Origin of the sequence: Corynebacterium gottingense (assembly GCF_007559235.1) — a bacterium.
Taxonomy (GTDB): Bacteria; Actinomycetota; Actinomycetes; order Mycobacteriales; family Mycobacteriaceae; genus Corynebacterium; species Corynebacterium gottingense.
In genome coordinates this window covers 213,815-235,907 of record NZ_VMHH01000001.1, presented here as the reverse complement: position 1 = coordinate 235,907, position 22,093 = coordinate 213,815, and the positions used below count along the sequence as shown (strand labels likewise).

Annotated in this window: 21 protein-coding genes; 9 read left to right on the top strand and 12 right to left on the bottom strand. The window is 65.8% G+C overall.

Annotated features, from left to right (window positions below; all coding sequences use genetic code 11):
• Nucleotides 1-21: 21 nt before the first annotated feature.
• From FPH17_RS01145 to FPH17_RS01135, 3 genes are all read right to left on the bottom strand, one after another.
• Nucleotides 22-1,239, bottom strand: a complete 1,218-nt coding sequence (locus tag FPH17_RS01145; protein ID WP_167496756.1) for an NAD(P)/FAD-dependent oxidoreductase — start codon at nucleotides 1,237-1,239, stop codon at nucleotides 22-24.
• 238 nt (nucleotides 1,240-1,477) lie between these two features.
• On the bottom strand, nucleotides 1,478-4,006 hold the full coding sequence (locus FPH17_RS01140) for a DEAD/DEAH box helicase (RefSeq protein WP_154878582.1): 2,529 nt from the start codon (nucleotides 4,004-4,006) through the stop codon (nucleotides 1,478-1,480).
• A gap of 43 nt (nucleotides 4,007-4,049) precedes the next feature.
• Nucleotides 4,050-5,087, bottom strand: coding sequence for a PAC2 family protein (locus FPH17_RS01135; protein WP_154878366.1), 1,038 nt, complete (start codon nucleotides 5,085-5,087; stop codon nucleotides 4,050-4,052).
• A gap of 202 nt (nucleotides 5,088-5,289) precedes the next feature.
• On the opposite strand from FPH17_RS01135, the gene FPH17_RS01130 reads away from it, so the two are divergent.
• A complete protein-coding gene (locus tag FPH17_RS01130; RefSeq protein WP_154878365.1) occupies nucleotides 5,290-6,486 on the top strand; it encodes a DUF4192 domain-containing protein in 1,197 nt (398 codons plus the stop codon).
• Nucleotide 6,487: 1 nt separating this feature from the next.
• On the opposite strand, the gene galE is transcribed toward FPH17_RS01130, so the two are convergent.
• The 6 genes from galE to FPH17_RS01100 form a co-directional block, all read right to left on the bottom strand.
• The gene (galE, locus tag FPH17_RS01125; protein ID WP_154878364.1) at nucleotides 6,488-7,456 is read right to left on the bottom strand and encodes a UDP-glucose 4-epimerase GalE; all 969 of its coding nucleotides are present in this window, start codon (nucleotides 7,454-7,456) and stop codon (nucleotides 6,488-6,490) included.
• A gap of 3 nt (nucleotides 7,457-7,459) precedes the next feature.
• The gene (locus FPH17_RS01120) at nucleotides 7,460-8,152 is read right to left on the bottom strand and encodes a metal-dependent transcriptional regulator (protein ID WP_154878363.1); all 693 of its coding nucleotides are present in this window, start codon (nucleotides 8,150-8,152) and stop codon (nucleotides 7,460-7,462) included.
• A 94-nt stretch (nucleotides 8,153-8,246) separates the two neighbouring features.
• Nucleotides 8,247-9,239 (bottom strand): sigma-70 family RNA polymerase sigma factor, encoded by a 993-nt coding sequence (locus FPH17_RS01115; RefSeq protein ID WP_095278973.1) that lies wholly within the window; start codon nucleotides 9,237-9,239, stop codon nucleotides 8,247-8,249.
• 187 nt (nucleotides 9,240-9,426) lie between these two features.
• Nucleotides 9,427-9,861, bottom strand: coding sequence for a D-aminoacyl-tRNA deacylase (gene dtd, locus FPH17_RS01110; RefSeq protein ID WP_154878362.1), 435 nt, complete (start codon nucleotides 9,859-9,861; stop codon nucleotides 9,427-9,429).
• Nucleotides 9,861-11,408: a DUF7782 domain-containing protein gene (locus FPH17_RS01105; RefSeq protein WP_154878361.1), complete on the bottom strand. Its 1,548-nt coding sequence runs from the start codon at nucleotides 11,406-11,408 to the stop codon at nucleotides 9,861-9,863. Before FPH17_RS01105 ends, dtd begins: the two co-directional genes overlap by 1 nt.
• Before the next feature lie 3 nt (nucleotides 11,409-11,411).
• On the bottom strand, nucleotides 11,412-11,918 hold the full coding sequence (locus FPH17_RS01100) for a DUF3099 domain-containing protein (protein WP_154878360.1): 507 nt from the start codon (nucleotides 11,916-11,918) through the stop codon (nucleotides 11,412-11,414).
• Between the two features lie 50 nt (nucleotides 11,919-11,968).
• Between FPH17_RS01100 and FPH17_RS01095 the strand changes: the two genes are divergently transcribed.
• The 3 genes from FPH17_RS01095 to FPH17_RS01085 are packed head-to-tail and all read left to right on the top strand — an operon-like array spanning nucleotide 11,969 to nucleotide 14,553.
• Nucleotides 11,969-12,223, top strand: a complete 255-nt coding sequence (locus FPH17_RS01095; protein WP_095278982.1) for a DUF3039 domain-containing protein — start codon at nucleotides 11,969-11,971, stop codon at nucleotides 12,221-12,223.
• Nucleotides 12,220-13,995 (top strand): DEAD/DEAH box helicase, encoded by a 1,776-nt coding sequence (locus tag FPH17_RS01090; RefSeq protein WP_095534728.1) that lies wholly within the window; start codon nucleotides 12,220-12,222, stop codon nucleotides 13,993-13,995. The genes FPH17_RS01095 and FPH17_RS01090 overlap by 4 nt, the downstream gene beginning before the upstream one ends.
• A 54-nt stretch (nucleotides 13,996-14,049) precedes the next feature.
• A complete protein-coding gene (locus tag FPH17_RS01085) occupies nucleotides 14,050-14,553 on the top strand; it encodes a DUF4190 domain-containing protein (RefSeq protein ID WP_154878359.1) in 504 nt (167 codons plus the stop codon).
• Nucleotides 14,554-14,622: 69 nt separating this feature from the next.
• Here FPH17_RS01085 and FPH17_RS01080 read toward each other — a convergent pair whose 3' ends face one another.
• Both FPH17_RS01080 and ppgK read right to left on the bottom strand, forming a co-directional pair.
• Entirely contained in the window at nucleotides 14,623-16,209 is a 1,587-nt protein-coding gene (locus FPH17_RS01080; RefSeq protein WP_154878358.1) for an RNA polymerase sigma factor, read from the bottom strand.
• A gap of 214 nt (nucleotides 16,210-16,423) precedes the next feature.
• The gene (ppgK, locus tag FPH17_RS01075) at nucleotides 16,424-17,191 is read right to left on the bottom strand and encodes a polyphosphate--glucose phosphotransferase (protein ID WP_154878357.1); all 768 of its coding nucleotides are present in this window, start codon (nucleotides 17,189-17,191) and stop codon (nucleotides 16,424-16,426) included.
• Nucleotides 17,192-17,271: 80 nt separating this feature from the next.
• Between ppgK and FPH17_RS01070 the strand changes: the two genes are divergently transcribed.
• Together FPH17_RS01070 and FPH17_RS01065 are read left to right on the top strand one after the other, a co-directional pair.
• The gene (locus FPH17_RS01070) at nucleotides 17,272-18,153 is read left to right on the top strand and encodes an inositol monophosphatase family protein (protein ID WP_238397085.1); all 882 of its coding nucleotides are present in this window, start codon (nucleotides 17,272-17,274) and stop codon (nucleotides 18,151-18,153) included.
• Between the two features lie 152 nt (nucleotides 18,154-18,305).
• Nucleotides 18,306-18,602: a DUF4193 domain-containing protein gene (locus FPH17_RS01065; RefSeq protein WP_095278964.1), complete on the top strand. Its 297-nt coding sequence runs from the start codon at nucleotides 18,306-18,308 to the stop codon at nucleotides 18,600-18,602.
• 3 nt (nucleotides 18,603-18,605) lie between these two features.
• Here the strand turns inward: FPH17_RS01065 and FPH17_RS01060 are convergent, their stop codons facing one another.
• Nucleotides 18,606-19,145 (bottom strand): DUF3093 domain-containing protein, encoded by a 540-nt coding sequence (locus FPH17_RS01060; RefSeq protein ID WP_154878355.1) that lies wholly within the window; start codon nucleotides 19,143-19,145, stop codon nucleotides 18,606-18,608.
• Between the two features lie 84 nt (nucleotides 19,146-19,229).
• Here FPH17_RS01060 and dut point away from each other — a divergent pair, with 84 nt between their 5' ends.
• From dut to FPH17_RS01045, 3 genes are all read left to right on the top strand, one after another.
• Entirely contained in the window at nucleotides 19,230-19,712 is a 483-nt protein-coding gene (gene dut, locus FPH17_RS01055; protein WP_154878354.1) for a dUTP diphosphatase, read from the top strand.
• Nucleotides 19,713-19,847: 135 nt separating this feature from the next.
• Nucleotides 19,848-20,804: a DUF3710 domain-containing protein gene (locus FPH17_RS01050; protein ID WP_154878353.1), complete on the top strand. Its 957-nt coding sequence runs from the start codon at nucleotides 19,848-19,850 to the stop codon at nucleotides 20,802-20,804.
• 9 nt (nucleotides 20,805-20,813) lie between these two features.
• Complete coding sequence (locus FPH17_RS01045) at nucleotides 20,814-22,070, top strand: class I SAM-dependent RNA methyltransferase (RefSeq protein ID WP_154878352.1); 1,257 nt, start codon at nucleotides 20,814-20,816, stop codon at nucleotides 22,068-22,070.
• Nucleotides 22,071-22,093 lie beyond the last annotated feature (23 nt).

The following is a 22,093-nucleotide window of genomic DNA, read 5'->3' as shown; positions in this document are numbered from 1 at the left end:
CGCATGCCCGCAGGGTTTGGCCTACAGGCCGGCGAACGGGCTGCGCAGCGGGTCGAACGGTTCGATGGTGCGGTCCACCTCGCCGGTGGCGATCTGCTTTGCCAGCATCTTGCCCGACACCGGGCCGAGGACGATGCCCCACATGCCGTGGCCGCCGTTGGTGTACACGTTGGGCACCTTGGTCGCGCCGACGAGCGGCAGGCCGTCCGGGGTGACGGGGCGCGAGCCGACCCACTCGTCCTGGCGGTCGTCCCAGTCGATGCCGCGGAACATCGGCTTCGTCGCGTGGATCATGGAGGCGACGCGGCCCGGCTGGAACGCCTCGTCGGGGCCGCGGAACTCCATCGTGCCCGCCACGCGCAGGCGGCCCTGGTACGGCGTGCAGGCGATCTTCTGCTCCGGCAGGTAGACGGGGCATTCGGGCACGGTCTGCGTCTCCACGCTGAACGAGTAGCCGCGCCCCGCCTGCACCATGGTGGTGACGCCCAGCTCGCGCGCCAGTGCGGGCATCCACGCGCCGGTGGCGATCACGACGACGTCGGCAGGCTTCCATTCGCCGGTGGACAGCTGCACGGCAGGTTTGCGGGTGGAGGTCACCTTGGTCACTTCGGCGCCAGTGGTGATGGTGCCCCCGCGCGCGGTGAACGAGTCGGCGATGGCCTGGCAGTAGGGGCCCGGCTCGATGAAGCGTTGGCCTTGCATGCGGTAGATGGCCTTGACATTGTCGGTGAGCATGGGGGCGTGCTCGCGGGCGTCGTCAAGCGAAATCGGCTCGAACGGGATTTCCTGGCCGTGACGGATGGCCCCGTCGACCTCCTTGAGGAAGCCCTTGGCCTGTGACTGCGACTCGAAGCCGATAATGTACGGCGAGCGGTAGGACTTGGAGGTCACGCCGCCCGCTTCGAGGTCGTCGAAGGCGGCGAGCGAGGCCATGTCGGCGGGGGTCAGGCCGGCCATGGTCTTGTCCCATGCGCGCTGCGTGGCGTGCGCCATGAACTGTGCGCAGAACGCCCACAGCTTCGGGGCGACGCGCACGGGAACAGAGAGCGCGGCGTTGCGGTCGAAGAGCGCGGTCGGCCCGTATGCCCAGAGGCTGGAGTTGGACAACGGGATCGTCTTGCCGGGCGCGAGCCAACCGGCATTGCCCCACGAGGAGCCGCCCGCGACGCCGATCTTGTCTACGACCTCAACGTCGTACCCGTATTCCTGCAGGAACCATGCGGTGGACAGGCCTGTCATGCCTGCGCCGATCACGAGCGCACGAGTCAATTGTGTTACTCCTCACAAATTATCGGATTGTGTTTGGAACAACAATGTACCGCACGCTAGTGAGGCGAACTTCACGTTCGCTGAATGAATTTTACGCACTGCATATTGTTCAAGTTATGCAGCGGCGCGCAAGAAAGGCCGAGCTCACGTACCTGTCTATCCACAGAAAAGGGGCATGCTTATCGACGCCACGCTACCCCCAAAAGAGCTACCCCTCCCGCAATTCCAAAGATCGGAGCCGGACTTCTCCCGCCTCATCGGAGGCGTCCAAGTCCACCACGCCGTGGAATTGGAACGCGTTGTCGCCCTCCGGGTCCTTGAGGATCTGGGTGACCTCCCAGGTGCGCCCGGTGGTGTCGCCAAGCCGGAAGTACTCGGGCCCGCGAGCGTCGGGACCGGTGTCCACGTCGTCGTACTCGTCGAAGTAGTCGTCCATCCCGGCGGGGAAGTCGGGGCGCGCGTCCGGGTCAAGGTAGTCGAACATTTCATCCAGCTCGCGCTCCTTCTCCAGCGCGAAAAGCTCGGCGAGGCGGAAGAAGGCGTTGCGGACCATGATGGTGAAGGCGCGCCGGTTGGCGGTGAGGGCGTTCGGGTCCTCGACGCCGAACGCCAGTTCGCGGTCCAGCGTCGCCTGGTCGATGGGGGAGTCTTCGTCGGCCATGTGCGCCCATTCGTCGATAAGCGACGAGTCCACCTGGCGGATCAATTCCCCGAGCCACACGATGATGTCCTCGAGCTCCTCGTTCATGTTGGCTTCGGGGATGGAATGGGACAGCGTGCGCCACGCGTCGGTGAGGTAGCGCAGCACCACTCCCTCGCTGCGCGCGAGGCCGTACGTGGCGATGAGGTCGGAAAACGTCATGGCGTGCTCGATCATGTCGCGCACGACGGACTTCGGTGCGAGCTCGAACTCTTTCGCCCACGGGTTGCCCTGGCAAAATGTGTCGAATGCCTCGTCGAGTTCGTCAGCAAGCGGCTTCGGATAGGTGACGTCCTCGATGAGCGCCATTCGCTCGGTGTAGTCCACGCCGTCCGCCTTGAGCGCGGCGATTTCCTCGCCGCGGGCGGCGGATTGCTGCGCCTGGAGGAGCTGTCGGGGGTCGTCGAGAATTGCTTCAAACGTCGAGATGACGTCGAGCGCGTAGGTGTCGGACTCGGGGTCCAAGATGGTGAGGAACGCGAGCGCGAACGGTGACAGCGGCTGGTTGAGCGCAAAGTCGCGGTCCAGTTCCCGGGTGAGCGTGTAGGGGCGGAATGCGGGCGAGTCGGGCGTGCGCTCGACGACGCCCGCGTTGATCAGCCCGCGGAACAAGTCGACCGCGGTAAGGATGTCTCGGTTCTGCTTCGCTCGCGAGTCGTGGTTGGTGCGCAGCAGGTGTCGCATGTGCTCATAGCCGTCGCCCGGGCGGGCCACCACGTTGAGCAGCATCGAGTTGGACACGCTGAACTGACTGGTCAGCTCTTCCGGCTCTGCGGTGGTGAGCCGGTTGAACGTGTCCTCGGACCAGGAGACCTCGCCGTCGCGGGCGGACTTCTTCCGCAGCTTCTTGCGCTTCTTCGGGTCGTCGCCGGCCTTCCTGCGCAGCTTTACGTTCTCAATCTCGTGCTCCGGCGCCTCCACGACGACGGTGCCCTCCGTGTCGTAGCCGGCGCGCCCGGCCCGGCCGGCAATCTGGTGGAACTCGCGGGATTTGAGGATGCGTTGGCGCGTCCCGTCGTACTTGGCCAGGCCGGTCATCACCACGGTGCGGATCGGCACGTTGATGCCCACGCCCAGCGTGTCGGTACCGCAGATCACCTTGAGCAGGCCGGTTTGTGAGAGCCGCTCCACCAAGCGGCGGTACTTGGGCAGCATACCGGCGTGGTGGATACCGATGCCGCGCCGCACCAGCTTGGACAGCGTCTTGCCAAAGGTTGTGGTGAAGCGGAACGAGCCGATCTCTTCGGCGATGCGCCGCTTCTCCTCGTCGGTGATGATCTTCAGGCTGGTCAGCGCCTGGGCGCGCTCGGTAGCTTCGCGCTGGGAGAAGTGGACGACGTAGATGGGGGCCTTGCCATCGTCGAGAAGCTGCTCGATCGTCTCGTGGACCGGGGTGAACACGTAGTGGAAATCGAGCGGGACGGGGCGCTCGGACCCGCCGACATAGGTGGTCTGGCGGCCCGTGCGCTCGGTGAGGTCTTTCTCCAGCCAAGCGGTGTCGCCGAGGGTGGCAGACATCAGCAGGAACTGCGCCTTCGGCAGCTCAAGAAGCGGTACCTGCCAGGCCCAGCCGCGGTCGGGCTCGGAGTAGTAGTGGAACTCGTCCATGACCACCTGGTCGATCTTCGCGTCCTTGCCCTCGCGCAGGGCAATATTTGCGACGATCTCCGCCGTTGCCGCGATAATCGGCGCGGACCCGTTGACCGTCGCGTCGCCGGTCATCATGCCGACGTTTTCGGCGCCGAAGATCTCACACAGCGCGAAGAACTTCTCGCTGACCAGCGCCTTGATCGGCGCGGTGTAGAACGTGCGCTGCCCGCGGGTTAGGGCGATGAAGTGCGCCGCGTTGGCCACCATGGACTTGCCGGAGCCGGTGGGGGTGGCGAGGATGACGTTGTCACCGGCGAGCAGCGCGAGCGACGCTTCTTCCTGAGCCGGGTAGAGCGAAATACCGCGGGACGAGGTCCAGGAGAGGAAGGAGTCCCACGCGGCTTCGTCGAGAAGCGGTGCGGGGACGTCGGCGAGATCGGCGAGCATGTCAGATAAAGTCACGCTCACCACCGTAGCCGAGGGGCGAAACCTACTCGTCGTCGTCCGTGTCTTCAGGGTCGATGAGGAAGTGGTCCATCAGCAAATTGTTTTCGTCGTCGCCGAACGGCAGGCTCAGCTGCTGTTCGTCCTGCCCGAGCACGCGGTCGCGGTCCTCGATGGCGGTGAGGTAGTTCTCAAACGCGTCGCTGATCTCCTCGCCGCTGGGTACTTGCGCCTCGCCCGGCATCATGGCCTGCGGGTGGCGCTCGCGGTAGTCACTGATCTCCTTGTCGTAGTGCTCCTCCAGCGCGTGGACCACGTGGGCGATCTCGTCGGAACCGGCCATCTGCTCGGCCAGCTGCTGCGACACCCGCGTGATGTCCGACTCCAGCGCGCGCAGCGGGAACTTCAGCTTGGTCGCATCCTCGATGGACTGGAGCAGCTGGAACGTCGCGTGCGGGTACGGGGACGACGCCACGTAGTGGGGCACGTGCGCCGTAAACCCGGCGACGGGCTTGCCGCGCTTGTGCAGGGCGCGCTCAATGAGGATCGAAGCAGAGCCGGGCACCGTGACCATGCCGTCGAAGGTGTACATGTTGCCCACCAGCTCGCTGCTGTTGCCGTGCGCCGAGACGACCAGCGGGCGGGTGTGCGGGGCGCCCATCGGCGCCGCGTAGAGGCAAATCGTCTGCGCGACGCCGAAGCGCTGCGCCAGGTCGCTCACGGCCTCGCTGAACGCCTCCCACCGCAAGTCGGGCTCGGGGCCGGACAGGAGAAGGAAGGAGCGCCCTGCTTCGTCACGAAGTACACGCAGGTCCAGCTGCAGGTCATCGATGTCCGTGATCTCGTGCTGCGCAATGGTCACCGCGGGGCGCCGCGAGCGGTAGTCAATGAGCTCGTCGTTGCTAAACGTGGCGAGCGTGCGGGAGTCCAGTGCAGCCTTGAGGTGCTCGGCGGCTCCCTCGACGGCGTGGCCGGCGTCGGCGTAACCCTGCATTGCCACCACGAGCGCCGGGCCGTTCGCGGATTCTTCGCCGACCGAGGGCGCCGGGTATTCCAGTTCATACATGCGAGACGTATCAGACATGTGCTTCCTCCCAATTGATCTCGCGGTACGCCACATTGCCCGGACAAATGCCGGGTGGCGTACCTTTTCGCATTATCAAAGACAACTACGCCAGGGGTGAAACTATTCCACGCGTCCCGCGCCAAGGTGGCAATAATGATACCGCAGCAAAGAAGTTTCCCGTACGAGGGAACCGAGGCGGTGCTTTTTGCGTCCAATATGTATGAAGCAATCACGAAACTTTGACGCCAATGACCACCGCCCTTACAACCCGCCGTACGGCCCCGCCGAACTCATCGCCTGCATCCCAGGCGCGCTCGGCTTCTACCCGCAAGAATCCCTCGTCCTCATCGGTCTGAGCCACGCCGACGAGGATGCCACCTCGTACACGGTTGGTCCGATCGTGCGCGCCGATCTGGCGAGTGAGGAGCAGATCGCGTTCGGGCTACGCGCGCTTTTCGACGCCCACCAGGACCTCCACCTCGCCGTCATCATCACCCGCATCCCGAACTCGGATTTGGCGATGGAAACCGCCTACTTCCTGCAGTCTCTGGATACCCAACTCGACCTCCCGCCGCTCGCCGCGTGCTGGCACGTCTCCGAGATCGCCGCGGGCACGCCCTACACCCTGCTTTTCGACGCCACCAGCCCTCAACTCTTCCCCGCACACCACGAGCGCACCGCCGCCCCCGCCTCCTACTTCTCCGGCACCGTGCCGTCGATCGTGCACGCGCCAACCATGCGGGGACTGCTCGACAATGGCATGCTTCCAGAGCTTCGTCGCGAGGACATGCACCTCTTCTTCGAATCCGACAATTCCGGTGACCTGCGCCGATGCCGCGCGCTTTACGACGCCGCGTATCACTCCGGTCGCCGCCTCGTCCAACAACTTGCGCCGCACCCGGCAGGCGCCGACGAGGGCTGCGGCGACAGGTGGGACGCCATCAACCTGATCGAGGACGGCTGCGTGACCCTCATCCATGGCGGCGCGGGCAACCCGGAGTTTCCGGCGGGGACGTCACGCCGACCGCTGCAGTTGAGCGACTGCTTCCGCGACGACGAGGAGATTGTCCTGCTGGCCTCGCTGCTGTCCCGCAGCAAGCTGCGCGATTGTCTCGTCGAGGACGTCCTCGAGCACTCCGCGACGGCCGCTCAGACGCTGCTGCTCATCGCGCGAAACTTTACGGGTGTCATCCGTGCGAATGCGCTGAGCTTGTGGGCGCTCGCAGCGACGGCGTCGGACCTGGAGCCGTGGGCGTTCGCGGCGCTGCGGGCGGCCCAGGACGAGGTGCCGGGCCATTCGCTGTCCGCGGTGCAGCGCCAGCTGATGACGATCGGCGAGGGGCAGGGGATGGTCAACACGGCACTCGCCGGGTGCCGCGAGTCGTGGGACGACCTGCTCCGCGAGCAGGCGGCGTGACTCAAGCACCCCCGTGGCGGGCGGAGGTGAAGTCCCACGCGTCTTGGACGATGGTGCGCAGGTCGGTGCGCGTGGGGTTCCAGCCCAGCTGGCGCTTGATCTTGTCCGAAGAGGCGATGAGCACGGCCGGGTCGCCGGCGCGGCGAGGCGCGACCTCGGCCGGGATCTCGTGGCCGGTGACCTCCCTGCACATCTCGACGACCTGGCGGACGGAGTAGCCGTCGCCGGAGCCAAGGTTGTAGATCTCGTGGGTGCCTGAGGTATTCGCCTCGAGTGCGAGCACGTGGGCGTCGGCAAGATCCCTCACGTGGATGTAATCGCGCACGCAGGTGCCGTCGGTGGTGGGCCAGTCGTCGCCGTACATCTTGATGGCGTCGCGCTGGCCGAGGGCGACCTGCAGCACGATGGGGATGAGGTGCGTCTCGGTGCGGTGGCGCTCGCCGTAGTCGCCGTACGCGCCGGCAACGTTGAAGTACCGAAGACTCGTCGCGCCGATGCCGTAGGCCTGGCAGTAGGAGGTGATGGCGTAATCGATGGACAGCTTCGTTGCCCCGTAGGTGTTGGTGGGGCGGGTTGGGGCGTCCTCGGTGATGGGCACTGCCTCCGGCTCGCCATAGGTGGCGGCGGTGGAGGAGAACACGAGCGAGCGCACGCCGTGTGCGCGCATCGCGTTGAGCAAGGTGAGTGAGACCTCGAGGTTGTCGCGCCAGTACTCGGCGGGAACCTCCATGGATTCGCCGACCAGCGAGCGGGCGGCGAAGTGGAGCACGCCGTCGACGTCGCCGGCGGACAGGACGCGGTCGATGACGTCGGAAATATGGCCCTCTACCAACGTCGCCCCGGAGGGGACGGCGTCGCGGTTGCCGGTGCTGAAGTCGTCGATGACGATGACGTCGTGGCCAGCCTCGACGAGCACAGCAGCGCATACGCTGCCCACGTAGCCGGCACCGCCGGTGACTACAAGCTTCACGGGTTAATCCTCCACTGGGTCAACGCGCAGTGCGTGCGCGAGTTCGGGTGAGAGTTCGACGCGTTCGCCGTCCTTGGTGGTGAGCATGACCGCGCCGCCGTCGTGCTGCTCGAGGGTGACCTGCGAGCCGACGAATGACGCGACGCCGACAGTCGGGGAGACGGTTGCGGAGAGCTGCTGCAAGATCTCGCTCACCTGCACCACCGTGACCTCGGTCGGGCCGTCGAGCTCGAGGTCGCTCGCGCGGGTGCCGTACGCAGTTTCGGAGCTCGGCGTGGCGTCCAGCTCTTCCAACGCCGGAATCGGGTTGCCGAACGGGGAGCGGGTCGGGTTGCCCAGCACGGCGACGACGCGGCGCTCCACGTCCTCGCTCATGACGTGCTCCCACCTGCACGCTTCGTCGTGGACCTGCGCGATGTTGAGCTGTAGGACGTCGGTCAGCAGCAGCTCGGCCAGGCGGTGCTTGCGCATCACTGCGGTGGCGCGCTGGCGCCCCGCCGGGGTAAGCGCGAGGGAGCGGTCCGGCTGGACCACGAGCAGGCCGTCGCGCTCCATGCGCGAGACCGTTTGCGAGACGGTCGGACCGGATTGCTCAAGGCGCTCCGCGATGCGCGCGCGCAGCGGCGTGATGCCTTCTTCCTCAAGCTCGTATACAGTTCTCAAATACATCTCGGTCGTGTCGACGAGATCACGCATGCTGCCTCTCCCTCTGAGTCACTCTGTGCAGACGGTCTGCGCGGGTCATTTCGCGCACAGACCATCCAAGCCCTGCAAGTGTACGCGCGGTGCCTTAGGCGTAGTCGCGCAGCCGGTCGGCGCGGTCGCCAACGCGCAACTTGGCCATAACCTCGCGCTCGATCTGGCGCACGCGCTCGCGCGACAGGCCGAACTGGCGGCCAATTTGGTCCAAGGTGCGCGGCACGCCGTCGGTCAGGCCGTAGCGCAGGCGAATCACGTCCTGTTCGCGTTCCTCCAGACCCGCGATGATGTCCTCGATGTCGTCGTGGCGCAGAGTCGAGACCACAGCGTCTTCGGCGTCCGTCGCCTCGGCGTCCTCGATGAAGTCACCGAGCGGCGCCTCCTCGTCCGCGCCGACGGGCATATCCAGGCTCACCGGGTCGCGCGACTGGCGCAGCAGCATCTCAATCTTGGACTCCTCGATGCCGGACTCCTCGGAGAGCTCCTCATTCGTAGGTTCGCGGCCCAGGGACTGGTACATTTCGCGGCGGATGCGCGAGAGCTTATTTACCTGCTCCACCAAATGGACTGGTAGGCGAATCGTGCGGGACTGGTCCGCCATCCCGCGCGTGATGGCCTGGCGGATCCACCAGGTGGCGTAGGTGGAGAACTTGAACCCCTTGGCGTAATCGAACTTCTCCATGGCACGGATCAGCCCGAGGTTGCCTTCCTGGATCAGGTCCAGCAGCGGCATTCCGCGCCCCGTATACCGTTTGGCCAGCGAGACCACGAGGCGCAGGTTTGCTTCCAGCAGGTGGGAGCGCGCTTTGCGCCCTTCCTTGGCCAGGATCTTCATGTCACGCTTCTTGGCGCGGGTGAGCGTGACCTCTGGATCGTCCAGCAGGTGCTGGGCGTAAAGGCCTACCTCAATCTGCTGGGCCAGCTCGACCTCTTCCTCAGCGTTCAACAGGGCCGTTTTGCCGATACCGTTGAGGTACACGCGCACGAGGTCCGCCGACGGATTGTCATTGGTCTGATTTCGGCGGCTACCGCGGTCAACGTTTTCTTCGTTGCCCGCATCACGAGCGTGGTCCGGCTGAGTCATGAAGAGCTGCCTCCTTGAAAGGGGTTCGAACCGTAAGTTCAGTCTTATAGATCAAACGGAGCAACGCTCCCGATTGTTCCGGCTGAGCGTAAATATTATGCAACGTACGTCTGCCTCGCTCGACTCTCAGCATCAGTCCAGGAACGTCTTCCCTAGAACGTGGGTAGCGGCCAGGTTTCGCCCCGTGTCACGCATCGACGAGGACCGTGAACGGCCCGCTGTTGACGCTCGCCACGTCCATCATCGCGCCGAACCGGCCCTCTTCGACCGTGATGCCGCGGCCGCGGAGCTCCGCTGCGATCTTGGCAATTACCGGTGCAGCTGCCTCACCCGGCGCCGCATCCGCCCACGACGGCCTGCGTCCCTTCGCCGTACGTCCCATGAGGGTGAATTGGCTTACCAGGAGGACGGGCGCGCCGGCGTCCTGGGCGGAGCGCTCGCCGTCGAGAATGCGCAGCTCCGCGATCTTGCGGGCCATCTTCTCCCACGCGTCCTCCGCGTCGTCGCGGCCCACGCCGACGAGGGCGAGGATTCCGCCAGTTTCGGGGCAGTCGATCGCCCCGACGACCTCCCCGTCGACGGTGACAGAAGCACTCTTCACTCGCGTGAGTACAGCTTTCATCAGGACTCCTTCGCAATAATCTCAGCGGGCAGGACGAGGCCGTGGCGCACACAATCCACCACAATCGCCGCTGCGTTGTTCTTAAGGCGTGTGTGTTCCGCCGGGTCATCGACGCCTTGTGACGCCACCAGCAACCCCACCACCTCGCGCAGGGGCAACCCCTGTGGGTGGAGGCCAGAGAGAATCGAGACGACACCGTCGTCGACTTCGTGGGTAAAGCGCGGTCCGTCCGTGCGCGAAACCCTCGTGACGCGTTGCGTAAAGCCCATCCCGGCCTCGGCGTCGGCGACGCTCACCCTTTCCAGCGCCACGCCCGGGCGCACCATGTACGCGGCATCCAGGATGTCGTCGGTGCCCTTGCCGCGCAGCCACTCGGCCCTGGTGAAGTACTCGTCCACCTCCGGCCCGAGGGGATCCGTGAACGGGTGTGAGAGGTCTTCGGCGGTGATCTCGGTGGGGTTGTCGCCAATCTCGCGGAGGAAGATCCACCCGAACCCGATGGCCTCGACGTCGTTGTCGCGGAAGTGCGCAAGCCAGCGCTCGGTGCGCTCGACGGCCTCTGGGGAGCGGACGTCGACCGATTCATCAGCAAGCCAGGTAGACACGTACTGGCCCGGGTCGACAACGTCGCGTTCCAGGACCCAGGCGCTCACACCGCGGGAGGGCAGCCACGAAGCAACGCGCGAGCGCCAGCTCTGGCCGCAACGGTGGACCCACGCACCGAGGATGCACGCGGTCGCGCCCTCCGCCAGGTGCGCGGGGGCCTGGCCGACAACGAGCTCGGTTGCCCCGTCGAGCGACAACCCCGAATCGCGGTACACGTGGCCCACTTCGGGCAGTCCCACCACGAACGGCGGGTTCGCAACGATCCGGTTGAAGCGCTCGTCGGCAACCGGCTCGAACCACGGGCCCCGGCGCAGCTCAACGTTGTCGATCCGGTTCGCAGTGAGCGTCGCGCGAGCCAGCTCCAGGGCGCGCTGGTGGACGTCCGTCGCCACCACGCGCTGCGCAACCCCTGCCTGCGCCACCGCCTGCACCCCCGAGCCGCAACCGAGGTCTAGCACCGTGCCAACTGGCGTCTCCGGCGAGGCGCTGAGCAGCGAGAGCGACGCCGACCCAACGCCCAGGACGTGGTCGGGCCCCGGCACGTACGCGGTCATCGACGCATCCAGGTCCGACACGATCAGTCGGTCCTGCCCCGCGAGGACGTGGGGGCGCAGGTCGAGGGCCACGGCGAACCGGTCGTTGGCGGCGGGGCGGATCACGGTGGCGTCGAGAAGCATGCGCACGAGTTCAGGTGAAAGGAGCTCGTCGAGCTGGGCTTGCGACGCCGGCTCGCGTACCAAGAAGAAACGGATCAGGCGCGACAGCGGCGAAGCGTCACAGGCGGCGAGCACGACGCCCGGCTCGCCACGGTAGAGCGCCGCAGTCGCGTGGGGGCCGAGGTGCTTGGCGATGCCGTCGGCGGTAAAACCGGTCGACGCGAGAGCGTCGGCAAGCGCGCGAACGGCGCTGGGAAGAGACTCGGGGAGCGGTTCGAGAGGCATTGGCTACTCCTTGCTGGCGTCGGGATCGGACTCGATGATAGCGGGGGAGCGGTCGGCACCAGAGCGCGATTGACCCGCCTCCAACTGCGCACGGGCCTGCGCGGCGAGCTGGGCTTCCTCGCGGGCGAGCGCAGGCTTGTACACGTTTTTGTCCCGCTTATCGCGCGCCTCGCCCTGGCTGTTGGCAATCATGACGGAGATCCACGGCACCGGGATCGAAATGGAGAAGAAGAGTGCGGCGAACCACCAATGTCCCAGCACCGCGCACAGGATGGAGATGGCGATCAGTGGCACGCGGGCACCCTGCCACAACAGATACTGCTTTTCGCGGCTCTGCAGATCCTGCTCGTGGGTCCGCGTGGCGTCGGTGATGAGCGCGCGCCGGGAGCGCCTCGGGCGGAGCCGGCGGCGGCGGGGCTGCTCCTCGTCCGGCTGGGCGTCGATCGTGTGCGGGTGCGGACCGGGCACGCCCGACTCGGGTTGGTGGAAGGTGTGGTCAGATCCGCTCATAACGCAAAGGGTAGCGGGGCATTGCAAATTCCGACCCACTTTGGGGCATGATGGAAGGCGTGAATACGACGACGAAGACTCTTGAGCGCCCCGACCTCCGGGAGGACACCTCGTCAACCACGGAGGACGGCAAGGAAAAGTTTTTCCACTACGTGCGGAAGGACCAAATCGTGGATTCCGCGATCTCTGGGAAGCAGGTTGTCGCGCTCTGCGGAAAGAAGTTCTCTGTAAAGAAGCAGGCCAAGCCGGGGTCCCCGGTCTGCGCCGATTGCCAGCGGATTTATGAGGGGCTGCGCCGCAAGTGACAGCGTCGACACCAGGGCCTCAGCTCCGTAAATGGCAGCAAGAGGCCCTTGATTCGTTTCTGCGTACAAAACCGCGCGACTTCATGGCCGTGGCAACGCCGGGAGCGGGAAAGACGACGTTCGCGCTGACGCTGGCGAGCACCCTCCTGGCCGACCGCACGGTGCAGCGGCTCATTGTGGTTGTGCCGACGGAGCACCTGAAGCACCAGTGGTCCGAGTCGGCCAAGCGCTTCGGGTTGTCGCTGGACCCCAACTTCACCAACTCGTCCGCGGTGAACCCCTCCTACGACGGCATCGTGGTCACCTACGCGCAGGTGGGTATGCACCCGTTCAAGCACCACGCAGTCGCGTCGGCGCGGCGCAGCTTGGTCATCCTGGACGAGATCCACCACGCCGGCGACTCGAAGAGCTGGGGCGACGGCGTCTATGAGGCGTACAACGACGTGGAGCACCGACTCGCGCTCACCGGTACGCCGTTCCGCTCCGACGACTCACAGATCCCGTTCGTGCGCTACAACGAGGACGGCGAGGGGCACCTCGTCTCCGAGGCCGATTACACCTACGGCTATTCGCACGCGCTCAAGGACGGTGTGGTGCGCCCCGTTGTGTTCCTCGCCTACAGCGGGGAGACAGAATGGCGGGATTCCGCTGGCGAGGAATACTCAGCCCGCCTCGGTGAACCGCTCAACGCGGAGCAAACGGCACGCGCGTGGAAGACGGCACTGGACCCGAAGGGGGACTGGATCCGGCTCGTGCTGCAGGCCGCGCACACGCGCCTGACCAAGATCCGCGCCAACATGCCGGACGCGGGCGGGCTGGTCATCGCCACGAACAAAACCACGGCCCGCGCCTACGCCAAGATGCTCGAGGGGATCTCCAGCACGCCGGTCACGGTGGTGCTTTCCGACGAGCCCGGGTCCTCCGACCGCATCGAGGAGTTTTCGGCGTCCCGCGACGAGTGGATGGTGGCGGTGCGAATGGTTTCCGAGGGCGTCGACGTCCCGCGCCTCTCCGTCGGTGTGTACGCCACCTCCGCATCGACGCCACTGTTCTTTGCCCAGGCAATCGGCCGTTTCGTGCGCTCCCGCATGCCCGGCGAGTCCGCGTCCGTGTTCCTGCCGTCCGTGCCCGTGCTGTTGGGGCTGGCGGAGAACATGGAGGAGGAGCGTGATCACGTCCTGGGCAAGCCGCACCGCGAGCAGGGATGGTCCGACGAGCTCATTGAGCAAGCCAACCGCCAGGAGAACGAGCCCGACGAGGGGCCGAGCTACGAGTCCATCGGTGCGTCCGCTGAGCTGGATTCGCTGATTTTCGACGGCTCCACCTACGGCACCGCGACCGCAGCTGGTTCCGCCGAGGAACAAGACTTCCTTGGGCTCCCGGGGCTGCTGGACGCCGAACAGGTCAAGACCCTGCTGCGCAAGCGGCAGAGCGACCAGCTGGACGCCCGTGAGGCGGAGGAGAAGGCGCGGAAGGCCGCGGAGCGCGAAGCCGCAGAACGGGCGAAAACGCTGGGCGAGCCGGTCGCTGCTGGGCCCGGCGCCGCACCGTCCAAGTCTGGCTCCACCGGCGGCGGGGGCGAGACCGCTGCGGATGAGATCCCCAGGCTGCGCAAGGAGCTGAACACGCGCGTCTCCATCGTTGCGGGCAAGACGGGGCGTCCGCACGGCGCGATCCACACGGAGGCAAGGAAGGCGTGCGGCGGGCCGCCGACCGCACTGTGCAACGCCGAGCAGCTCCAGCAACGCATTGACTACTTGCGTGGCTGGTAGCGCAAAAGACCGGTAGTGTGGGCGAGTGCACGGCGACGAGTGAAGGAGACGACCATGACAGATCGTTATAACCCGAACCAGGAGGGTCCGTACAACCACCCCGAGGGGTTCTCAGACTACGGGCAGCACCCGCAGCCAGGTCAGCCACAGCCGGGCCAGCCGGGCCAGCAATGGCAGTACGGCGGCGCGTACCCGCAGGGCGAGCCGTATGGGGTACAGAAAAATAACGGCATGGCGATTGCTGCCTTGATCGTGGGTATCCTCGCCATGCTTGCAATCATTACGATCGTCGGCGGGGTGTTCCTCGGTGTTATCGCGATCATCCTCGGCATTTTGGGGATCCGGAGCGCGAAGAAGATCACCGGTCCGGGCGCGCGGAAGGGGATGGCTATCGCCGGCATCGTCCTCGGCGCGCTCGCCTTGCTGCTCAGCGTGGTGATTATGTTCGTCGGTGTCGGACTCGTTTCCAACCTCGTCGGGGAGTGCGACCACTTGGTGGATGACACCGCCGCCTACGAAAAGTGCGTGGAAGATGTTGCGGACCGCGAGTTTGGCTAATTCAGCCGTACATACAGCGGTGCCCCGCCCGGAGGATTCCGGGCGGGGCACCGCTGTATCCGCGTAAGGCTAGTCCAGGTAGTCGCGCAGCACCTGGGAACGCGACGGGTGGCGCAGCTTGGACATCGTCTTCGATTCGATCTGGCGGATGCGTTCGCGGGTCACGCCGTAGACCTGGCCGATTTCGTCTAAAGTCCGCGGCATGCCGTCGGTAAGCCCGAAGCGCAGGCGTACCACGCCAGCTTCGCGCTCGGAGAGCGTGTGCAGCACGTCCTGGAGCTGGTCCTGTAGGAGGGTGAAGGACACGGCGTCGACGGCGACGACCGCCTCGGAATCCTCGATGAAGTCACCGAGCTGGCTATCGCCCTCGTCGCCAATCGTCTGGTCCAGGGAGATCGGCTCGCGCGCGTACTGCTGAATCTCCATCACCTTTTCCTCGGTGATGTCCATCTCCTTCGCCAGCTCCAGCGGGGTGGGCTCGCGGCCCAGGTCCTGCAGCAGCTCGCGCTGGATACGTCCGAGCTTGTTGATGACCTCCACCATGTGCACCGGGATACGAATGGTGCGGGCCTGGTCCGCCATCGCGCGGGTGATCGCCTGGCGGATCCACCACGTGGCGTACGTGGAGAACTTGTACCCCTTGGAGTAGTCGAACTTCTCCACTGCACGGATCAAGCCGAGATTGCCTTCCTGGATGAGGTCCAGGAACGCCATGCCGCGGCCGGTGTAGCGCTTGGCTAGCGAGACCACGAGGCGGAGGTTTGCCTCCAACAGGTGGTTCTTCGCCTTGCGGCCGTCACGGGCCACCGCGCGAAGGTCGCGCTTGACCGCAGGGGTGAGCTTGGCATCCTTGTCGCCCTCAGCGGCGGCGCGTGCCATCTCGTCCAGGCGGTACTGGGCGTACAGGCCGGCCTCGATGCGCTTGGCCAAGGAGACCTCTTGCTCTGCGTCGAGCAGCGCGACCTTGCCGATCTGCTTGAGGTAGGCGCGGACGGAGTCGGCGGACGCGGTCAGCTGGGCGTCCTTGCGCGCCTGACGCAGCGCGGCAGACTCCTCGATGTCCCAGACGGACGAAGAGTCTTCTTCCTCGTCGTCCGAGTCATCGTCTTCGTCGTCTTCGATGTCGTCGCCGTCCAGATCGTCCTCGTCGATGTCCTCGGCGAGCTCGTCATCAAAATCGGCGTCCTCGTCCGCGAGTTCGGGATCGTAATCTTCGTCGTCGCGGTCGTCGACGGTATCGGCATCGTCGACAAGCGCATCGGTGCGCAGCTCGTCCTCGTCCACGCCCTCAGCGCCTGCGTGCGCAGCGGTCGCCTTCTTGGCCGCTGATTTCTTGGTGGTCTTCTTCGCAGACTTGCGGGCCGTCTTCTTGGCCGTCTTTTTCGTGGCCTTCTTCCGAGCTGACTTCTTCGCCGTTTTCTTCGTGGCCTTTTTCCGAGCGGTCTTCTTTGCAGCCTTCTTGGCCGTCTTCTTCGCCGCCGGAGTTGCCGCGGCGTCGTTTGCACCGTCGCCTGCGCCACCGTCGGAGGACGCCTGTGCTGCATTCTCCACGGTGTTATTGCCTGATGCTTCGCTGGCTACCACGTACGCCCTTTCGCCGATTCGGTTTCTTCCACTGCGCGCAACCCTGCTTCCTGCGAGAATATCCGTATGCATATCCTGTCGGATTGCGCAATGGTTCCAATTCTAGAACGCCAATCCTAACAGGCCGCGCGCTGAATCTATTCCAGCACTCGCCATCGTGCCGCATCTTTCACGCATCGTGCGTGTCACGGAGCCGGAAAGGTGCGTCCCACGAGGGCGGGAGTGGTTGCTGTCCGGTGCCCACCGTACATGAGTCGTGGAGCTGTGGTTGGGCCGCACCAATCAATTACGGCGCGACGTGCTCGTTCGCCGCCATCGCCGCGCCGACAATGCCTGCTCGGTTGCGCAGACGCGCGGCGACCACCGGAACGTCCACCGTCAGGTTCGGGACCCACTTGTCCGCCTTGCGGGAGATGCCGCCGCCGACCACAAACGCGGACGGGCTGAACAGGCGCTGGTACTCGTGCAGGACGGCGTCGACTCGCTTGGACCACTTCTTGTAACTCAGTTCCTCGCGGTCTTTGGCGGCGGAGGAGGCGACGTGCTCTGCTTCCTCTCCAGAGATGACCAGGTGGCCAAGCTCCGTGTTGGGGAAGAGGGTTCCGTCCATAAAGACGGCGGACCCGATGCCGGTGCCGAAAGTCAGGAAGATGACGGCGCCCTCGCGGGCCTCGGGCTCCCCGAATGCGACTTCGGCGAGACCGGCGGCGTCGGCGTCGTTAAGCACCGCGATGTCTTCCGTGCCCAGGGCTGCGGAGAAGAGCTCGTGGACGTTGGTGCCAATCCAGGCTTCGTCGATGTTGGCGGCGCTACACGCGACCTGGTTACGGATGACGGACGGCAGGGTGATGCCGATCGGCCCGTGCCAGTCGTGCGCGCGCACGATTTCCGCGACGGTGTCGGCCACGGCCTGGGGTGTCGCGGGCTTGGGCGTGGCAATTTTGACACGCTCGCCGACGAAGTCGCCGGTATCCATGTCAACGATGGCACCTTTGATGCCCGAGCCGCCGACATCCACGCCGAATCCGAGATGAGTTGCAGTCGTATCGCTCATACGGCTCAGTTTACAAACGCGCGGCATGAAAGGGGCGGTGCGAGTCGCGCTTCCTGGAAAGTCGGTGCACGATGGGGACTATGAGCACGCAGACTTCCCTCAATGGCACCGCCAACACTCCCACCCCAGCTGAGCTGCGCGACCTGTGCGTTGAGCTCGTGCAGGACGCGGCCGGGTTCGTGGCCAAGCAGCGCGACTTTCTGACCAGGCACGGCTCCGTGGAGATGGTTGCGCAGACTAAGACGTCCGAGGTTGACCCGGTCACGGCCGTGGACAAGGGGTGCGAGGAGCGCGTCGTGGGCAAGCTTTCGCAGCTGCGTCCCGGCGACGGCGTCATCGGCGAGGAGGGCGCGTCGAAGCCGAGCGAGACAGGCGTTGAGTGGGTCATCGACCCCATCGACGGCACCGTTAATTTTATTTACGGGCTGCCCGCCTACGCGGTCTCCGTCGGCGTCGCTGTGCACGGCGAGCTCGTCGCTGGCGCGGTCGCTGATGTCGCCCGCGGCATCACCTATTTCGCCGCCCGCGGGCACGGGGCTTTCGTGCTTAGCGACGCCACCGCCAACCCCCTCCACACATCCCGGTCCTCCCGTACCGCCACCGCTCTGGTGGAGACCGGCTTCTCCTACGACTCCGGGTGGCGCGGCCAGCAAGCGCAGATCCTGACCACGCTCTTGCCGCAAGTGCGCGACATCCGCCGCATGGGGTCTGCGGCGTTGGACCTTTGCCGCGTTGCTGAGGGGAGCGCGGACGCCTACTACGAGCACGGCACGCACCCCTGGGATTACGCTGCCGGCGCGGTGATTGCCGCCGAGGCGGGAGCGGTGGTGCACCACCCGGGCTTGCGCGATCGCGGCGGTGATGGCGCATTGATGTACGCCTGCGCTCCGGGGCTCGCGGAATCGTTCCCGCGGCTGCTGGAGGAGGCGGGGGCGGTGCGCGATTTGGGGGCCGGCGCTTAGCAGCATCGTCCCTGGTCGGGGGCGAAAGTGACAGATCGAGCCATTTGCTTTAGTATTCCGCTCAAACGCGTCCTGGCAGGACCTGGCAGGACGCTCAAAACAAAGCACCGCACCTTTTTAATTTTGTACGTTGAGCTGGAGGGAAGAACACCATGGCTACGGATTATGATGCGCCGCGTCGCCGACTCGAGGACGACGAGATTGAGACCGACTCGCTCGAAGGCCTGAAGGCCGCAGAAGTAGCCGGCAGCAGCATGGACGACGACGGCGAGATCGTCGAGCCAGTGGAAATCCCCGCGCAGGACCTGTCCGGTGAGGAGCTCAACGTAGAGGTCAAGCCCCGCCAGGACGACGAGTTCACCTGCGCCTCCTGCTTCCTGGTGCAAAAGAAGAAGCGTCTGGCGTACACGGCCGATGACGGCTCGAAGTACTGCCTGGACTGCGAGTAAGCCTTACGCAGCCCCGTCGGCAGGGGCTTTCTCGGGGACGAACGCGGCGAGCAACGCCTCGGGGCGCTTCGAGGAAATGAGCCAGTAGGGGGTTGGGTCCTCCGGGTCGTTCAACACAATGAGCGCGTGCTCGGGGACCCACGCGTGGGAGACGAGGTACGCCGCCGGGTCGAGCTGGCGGCCGAGCGCATTCTGCCGCGCGGAGCGGGGGACAACCATCGCGCGATCAACAGCGTCCGCGGGCAGATTCGCCTCGCCGACGCGGAGCCAGCGCGAGCCGTCCGGGTCGCGCTCGACGGACACTGTGGTATTGGACAGCCACGTGAGGAACCACGCGACGAGTGCGCCGATGACTACCAGCGGCACGATGAGCCACCAGACGTTGCGGTTCAGCGCAAACTGGGCAGCGAGGAGTAACGTCAGGCCGATTCCGGCCGCCCACCAGTACCACGGCACCCACTGTCGTTCGCGGTAGAGTACCTCGGGCGCTGCGGCGCCGGTGGCGTGGGCAGTTGCATCGTTGGAGCGCGAGGTTTCAGACACGAATGCAACTTTAGTTCAGGGGATGGGTGAGCTGTCCAATTCGCTGCATCGACTTGTGTGAGCCGTACCGTAAGGTGGGGCACCATGAGCGAGAACAACGAACACACACAACTGGTTGGCGCGGGCCAGCTGCCGCCGATCCCGCTGAAACGGCTGGATAAGGAGCTGCCCCTGCCCAAACGCGTGCATACCGGGGATGCGGGCGCGGACCTGTACTCCGCCGAGACAATCACCCTGGAACCGGGACAGCGCGCACTCGTGGGCACTGGCGTGGCCCTCGCCCTACCGGTCGGCACGGTGGGGCTGATCCACCCGCGCTCCGGGCTCGCTGCGAAGCACGGCTTAAGCATTGTGAACACGCCGGGGACTGTCGACGCCCAATACCGCGGTGAGCTCAAAGTGTGTTTGGTGAACACGGACCGCTCGGAGGCGTTTACCGTCGAGCGCGGGATGCGCATTGCCCAACTCGTCGTCCAGCGCGTGGAGTTGGTTGACTTCGTCGAGGTCGAAGCGCTCGATGAAACGGTCCGCGGCGACGGCGGTTACGGCTCGACCGGGACGAAATAGCACCAACCGTTGAAGGCCCCACCACCGCGCGCTTGAGGCGCGGCGCGCTATGGTCAAAGGGCACGACTTTACGACGCGAAACCAGCGCGAAAATTTCGCACCAACGCCCAACCGGGCGCGAGGAGGACAGAAACTATGGCACTGTGGCCGTTTGGCAAGAAGAAGAACCGCAACAAGGCCGACAACGACGCGGCTGCCCAGCAGGTCCCCGAGCACACCGAGTCTGCCGAGCCCACCGATAACACCGACAACACCAACCACACCGACACTGCGGACGCCGCCGCAGCGCAGGCAGCACAGGCACAAGCAGCTGCGTCCGAAGCAGCGGAGCTTGCGGTGGCGGCGGCACCCGCAGTACAGGACGGCGGCCAGGCGGCTGGCACCGCACCGCTGACCGACTACGACCCGATCAACGGCAGCACCGGCCCCTTCGACGGCGACTCCGTCAACATCGAGGACTTTGATTTCTCTGACTTCTCCAGCGCCACGCTGAACCTGCACTCCATGCGCATCCCGTTCCCGAAGGAGGCGCAGGTGCAGGTGGAGATGGGTGAGCAGGGGCCGAAGATGGTCCACATTGTCACCCGTTACGGTCGCGTCACCCCGGTTGCCTTCGCGGCTCCGCGCAGCGGTGGCCTCTGGGACGACTCCGCCGAGGAGATTGCCGAGGGCATGCGCAACGAGGGCATGCCGGTCACCTTCGAGCAGGGGCCGTGGGGCAAAGAGATCGTTGGTCAGGGTACCAATGGTGTGATCCGCATCATCGGTGTGGAGGGTCCGCGTTGGCTCTACCGCGTCACCCTCGCCGCGCCGCAGGGCCGTGAGGACGACCTGGCAAAGCTGGGTCGCGAGATCGTAGCGAGATCCTTTGTGTACCGCGGCAACGACCCGGTCCTGGCCGGGAGTTCCCTCGATGTGATCCTGCCGAAGAAGATCGCAGAGCAGGTGCAGCAGGCGGTGCAGCAGCGTGCTCAGCAGGGCCAAGGCGCCGCTGCGGGCCAGAGTGCTCCGCAGAGTGGCAACCCGAACCTGCTTAGCGACGCGCTCAAGCAGATCATCGACCAGAACAACCAGTTCAACAAGGATAAGTAGTTTCCACGCATGGCAGACTCGGGAACCGGGGCACTTGAGGTAGGCGAGACCCTCGAGGTCTCCGTCCGCGCAATGGCGCACGGAGGGGAGGGAATCGCCGACGCGCCCGACGGACGTGTGGTGTTCGTCCGCGGCGCAATCCCCGGCGACCGCGTCGAAGCCCGGCCCACCAAGGTGAAAAAGCGGTGGGCGCGCGCAGACCTCGTCGAGGTCCTGGAGCCATCCCCGCAGCGCACCCGCCAGGTGTGCCAGGCTGCGGCGCACGGGGCCGGATGTTGCGACTTCGGTTTCGTGACAGCTCCCGCGCAGCGCGAGCTGAAGCGTGAGGTGCTCGTCGGCCAGCTGCGTACCCTGGCGAAACGATCCGGGGTGCTCGACGGGTTCCAAGCCGACAGTGATCTTCAGGAAACCGCGCTCGCGCCCGACCACGGCTGGCGCACCCGCGCCCGGCTGGGCGTGGATAGCGAGGGCCGCGCCGGCCTGCGCAAGCTGCGTTCCACCGAGCTGGTAACCGAGTTCCCCTGTGCCCAGATGGTGCCCGGCCTGCTCGACGGCCTCGTCGGCCCCGGCGGTCGCCGCTTCACTCCGGGAGCCGAGGTCATCGCGGTGATCGATTCCACTGGAGCCCGGCACGTCGTGGAGACGGCAAAGGTGCAGCGCGGGCGCCGCGCGGAGACAATCGACACTGTCATCGAAGGCACCGGGATGGTCACCGAGCGTGTCGACGACCGCGAGTTCACCTTCCCAGCCACCGCCTTTTGGCAGGCGCACACCGCGGCACCGCAGGCGTACGCCGACATCGTTGCGCAGTGGGGCGAGGCTGCCAACGCTCCCGGTGCTGTTGGCTGGGATCTTTATGGCGGCGTCGGCATGTTCGCGCCAGCGATCAGTCGCGCGCTGGGTGGGGGCCGCGTCGAGACCGTGGACTACTCGCCGGCGGCGACCGGGACGCCGCAGCCGGGGCTTGCGGACCTGGATGTGCGGGTGCGGAATGCTCGGGTGGAGGTGAGCGTCGATAAGCTGCCCAGCCCAGCGCTCGTAGTGCTCGACCCGCCGCGATCCGGCGCGGGAGCCGAGGTCGTCGGCGCGGTGGCTCAGGCCGCGCCACCACGTGTCATCCACATCGGCTGCGATCCCGCAACACTCGCGCGCGATTTGGGCACCTGGGGCGAGCACGGGTACCGCGTCGAGCGCATGATGCTTATCGACGCCTTCCCGCTCACCCACCACTTCGAAACCGTCGTCCTCCTGACGCCCCGGGCGTGAGCGCTGCAAGGATAGGGCAGCGT

Coding starts and splice junctions, on each gene's coding strand:
- FPH17_RS01105 (WP_154878361.1), bottom strand. CDS start 11,408: ATGCCTCTCGAACCGCTCCCCGAGTCTCTTCCCAGCGCCGTTCGCGCG.
- FPH17_RS01140 (WP_154878582.1), bottom strand. CDS start 4,006: ATGCTCGCCGATCTCGCCGACGTCCCCGCACCGCTTCTCGACGAAGCC.
- FPH17_RS01095 (WP_095278982.1), top strand. CDS start 11,969: ATGGAAGGCGTGAATACGACGACGAAGACTCTTGAGCGCCCCGACCTC.
- FPH17_RS01100 (WP_154878360.1), bottom strand. CDS start 11,918: ATGAGCGGATCTGACCACACCTTCCACCAACCCGAGTCGGGCGTGCCC.
- FPH17_RS01070 (WP_238397085.1), top strand. CDS start 17,272: ATGAGCACGCAGACTTCCCTCAATGGCACCGCCAACACTCCCACCCCA.
- FPH17_RS01135 (WP_154878366.1), bottom strand. CDS start 5,087: ATGTCTGATACGTCTCGCATGTATGAACTGGAATACCCGGCGCCCTCG.
- FPH17_RS01120 (WP_154878363.1), bottom strand. CDS start 8,152: ATGCGTGATCTCGTCGACACGACCGAGATGTATTTGAGAACTGTATAC.
- FPH17_RS01115 (WP_095278973.1), bottom strand. CDS start 9,239: ATGACTCAGCCGGACCACGCTCGTGATGCGGGCAACGAAGAAAACGTT.
- FPH17_RS01130 (WP_154878365.1), top strand. CDS start 5,290: ATGAAGCAATCACGAAACTTTGACGCCAATGACCACCGCCCTTACAAC.
- FPH17_RS01085 (WP_154878359.1), top strand. CDS start 14,050: ATGACAGATCGTTATAACCCGAACCAGGAGGGTCCGTACAACCACCCC.
- FPH17_RS01065 (WP_095278964.1), top strand. CDS start 18,306: ATGGCTACGGATTATGATGCGCCGCGTCGCCGACTCGAGGACGACGAG.
- FPH17_RS01050 (WP_154878353.1), top strand. CDS start 19,848: ATGGCACTGTGGCCGTTTGGCAAGAAGAAGAACCGCAACAAGGCCGAC.
- ppgK (WP_154878357.1), bottom strand. CDS start 17,191: ATGAGCGATACGACTGCAACTCATCTCGGATTCGGCGTGGATGTCGGC.
- FPH17_RS01045 (WP_154878352.1), top strand. CDS start 20,814: ATGGCAGACTCGGGAACCGGGGCACTTGAGGTAGGCGAGACCCTCGAG.
- dut (WP_154878354.1), top strand. CDS start 19,230: ATGAGCGAGAACAACGAACACACACAACTGGTTGGCGCGGGCCAGCTG.
- dtd (WP_154878362.1), bottom strand. CDS start 9,861: ATGAAAGCTGTACTCACGCGAGTGAAGAGTGCTTCTGTCACCGTCGAC.
- FPH17_RS01145 (WP_167496756.1), bottom strand. CDS start 1,239: ATGACAGGCCTGTCCACCGCATGGTTCCTGCAGGAATACGGGTACGAC.
- FPH17_RS01080 (WP_154878358.1), bottom strand. CDS start 16,209: ATGCATACGGATATTCTCGCAGGAAGCAGGGTTGCGCGCAGTGGAAGA.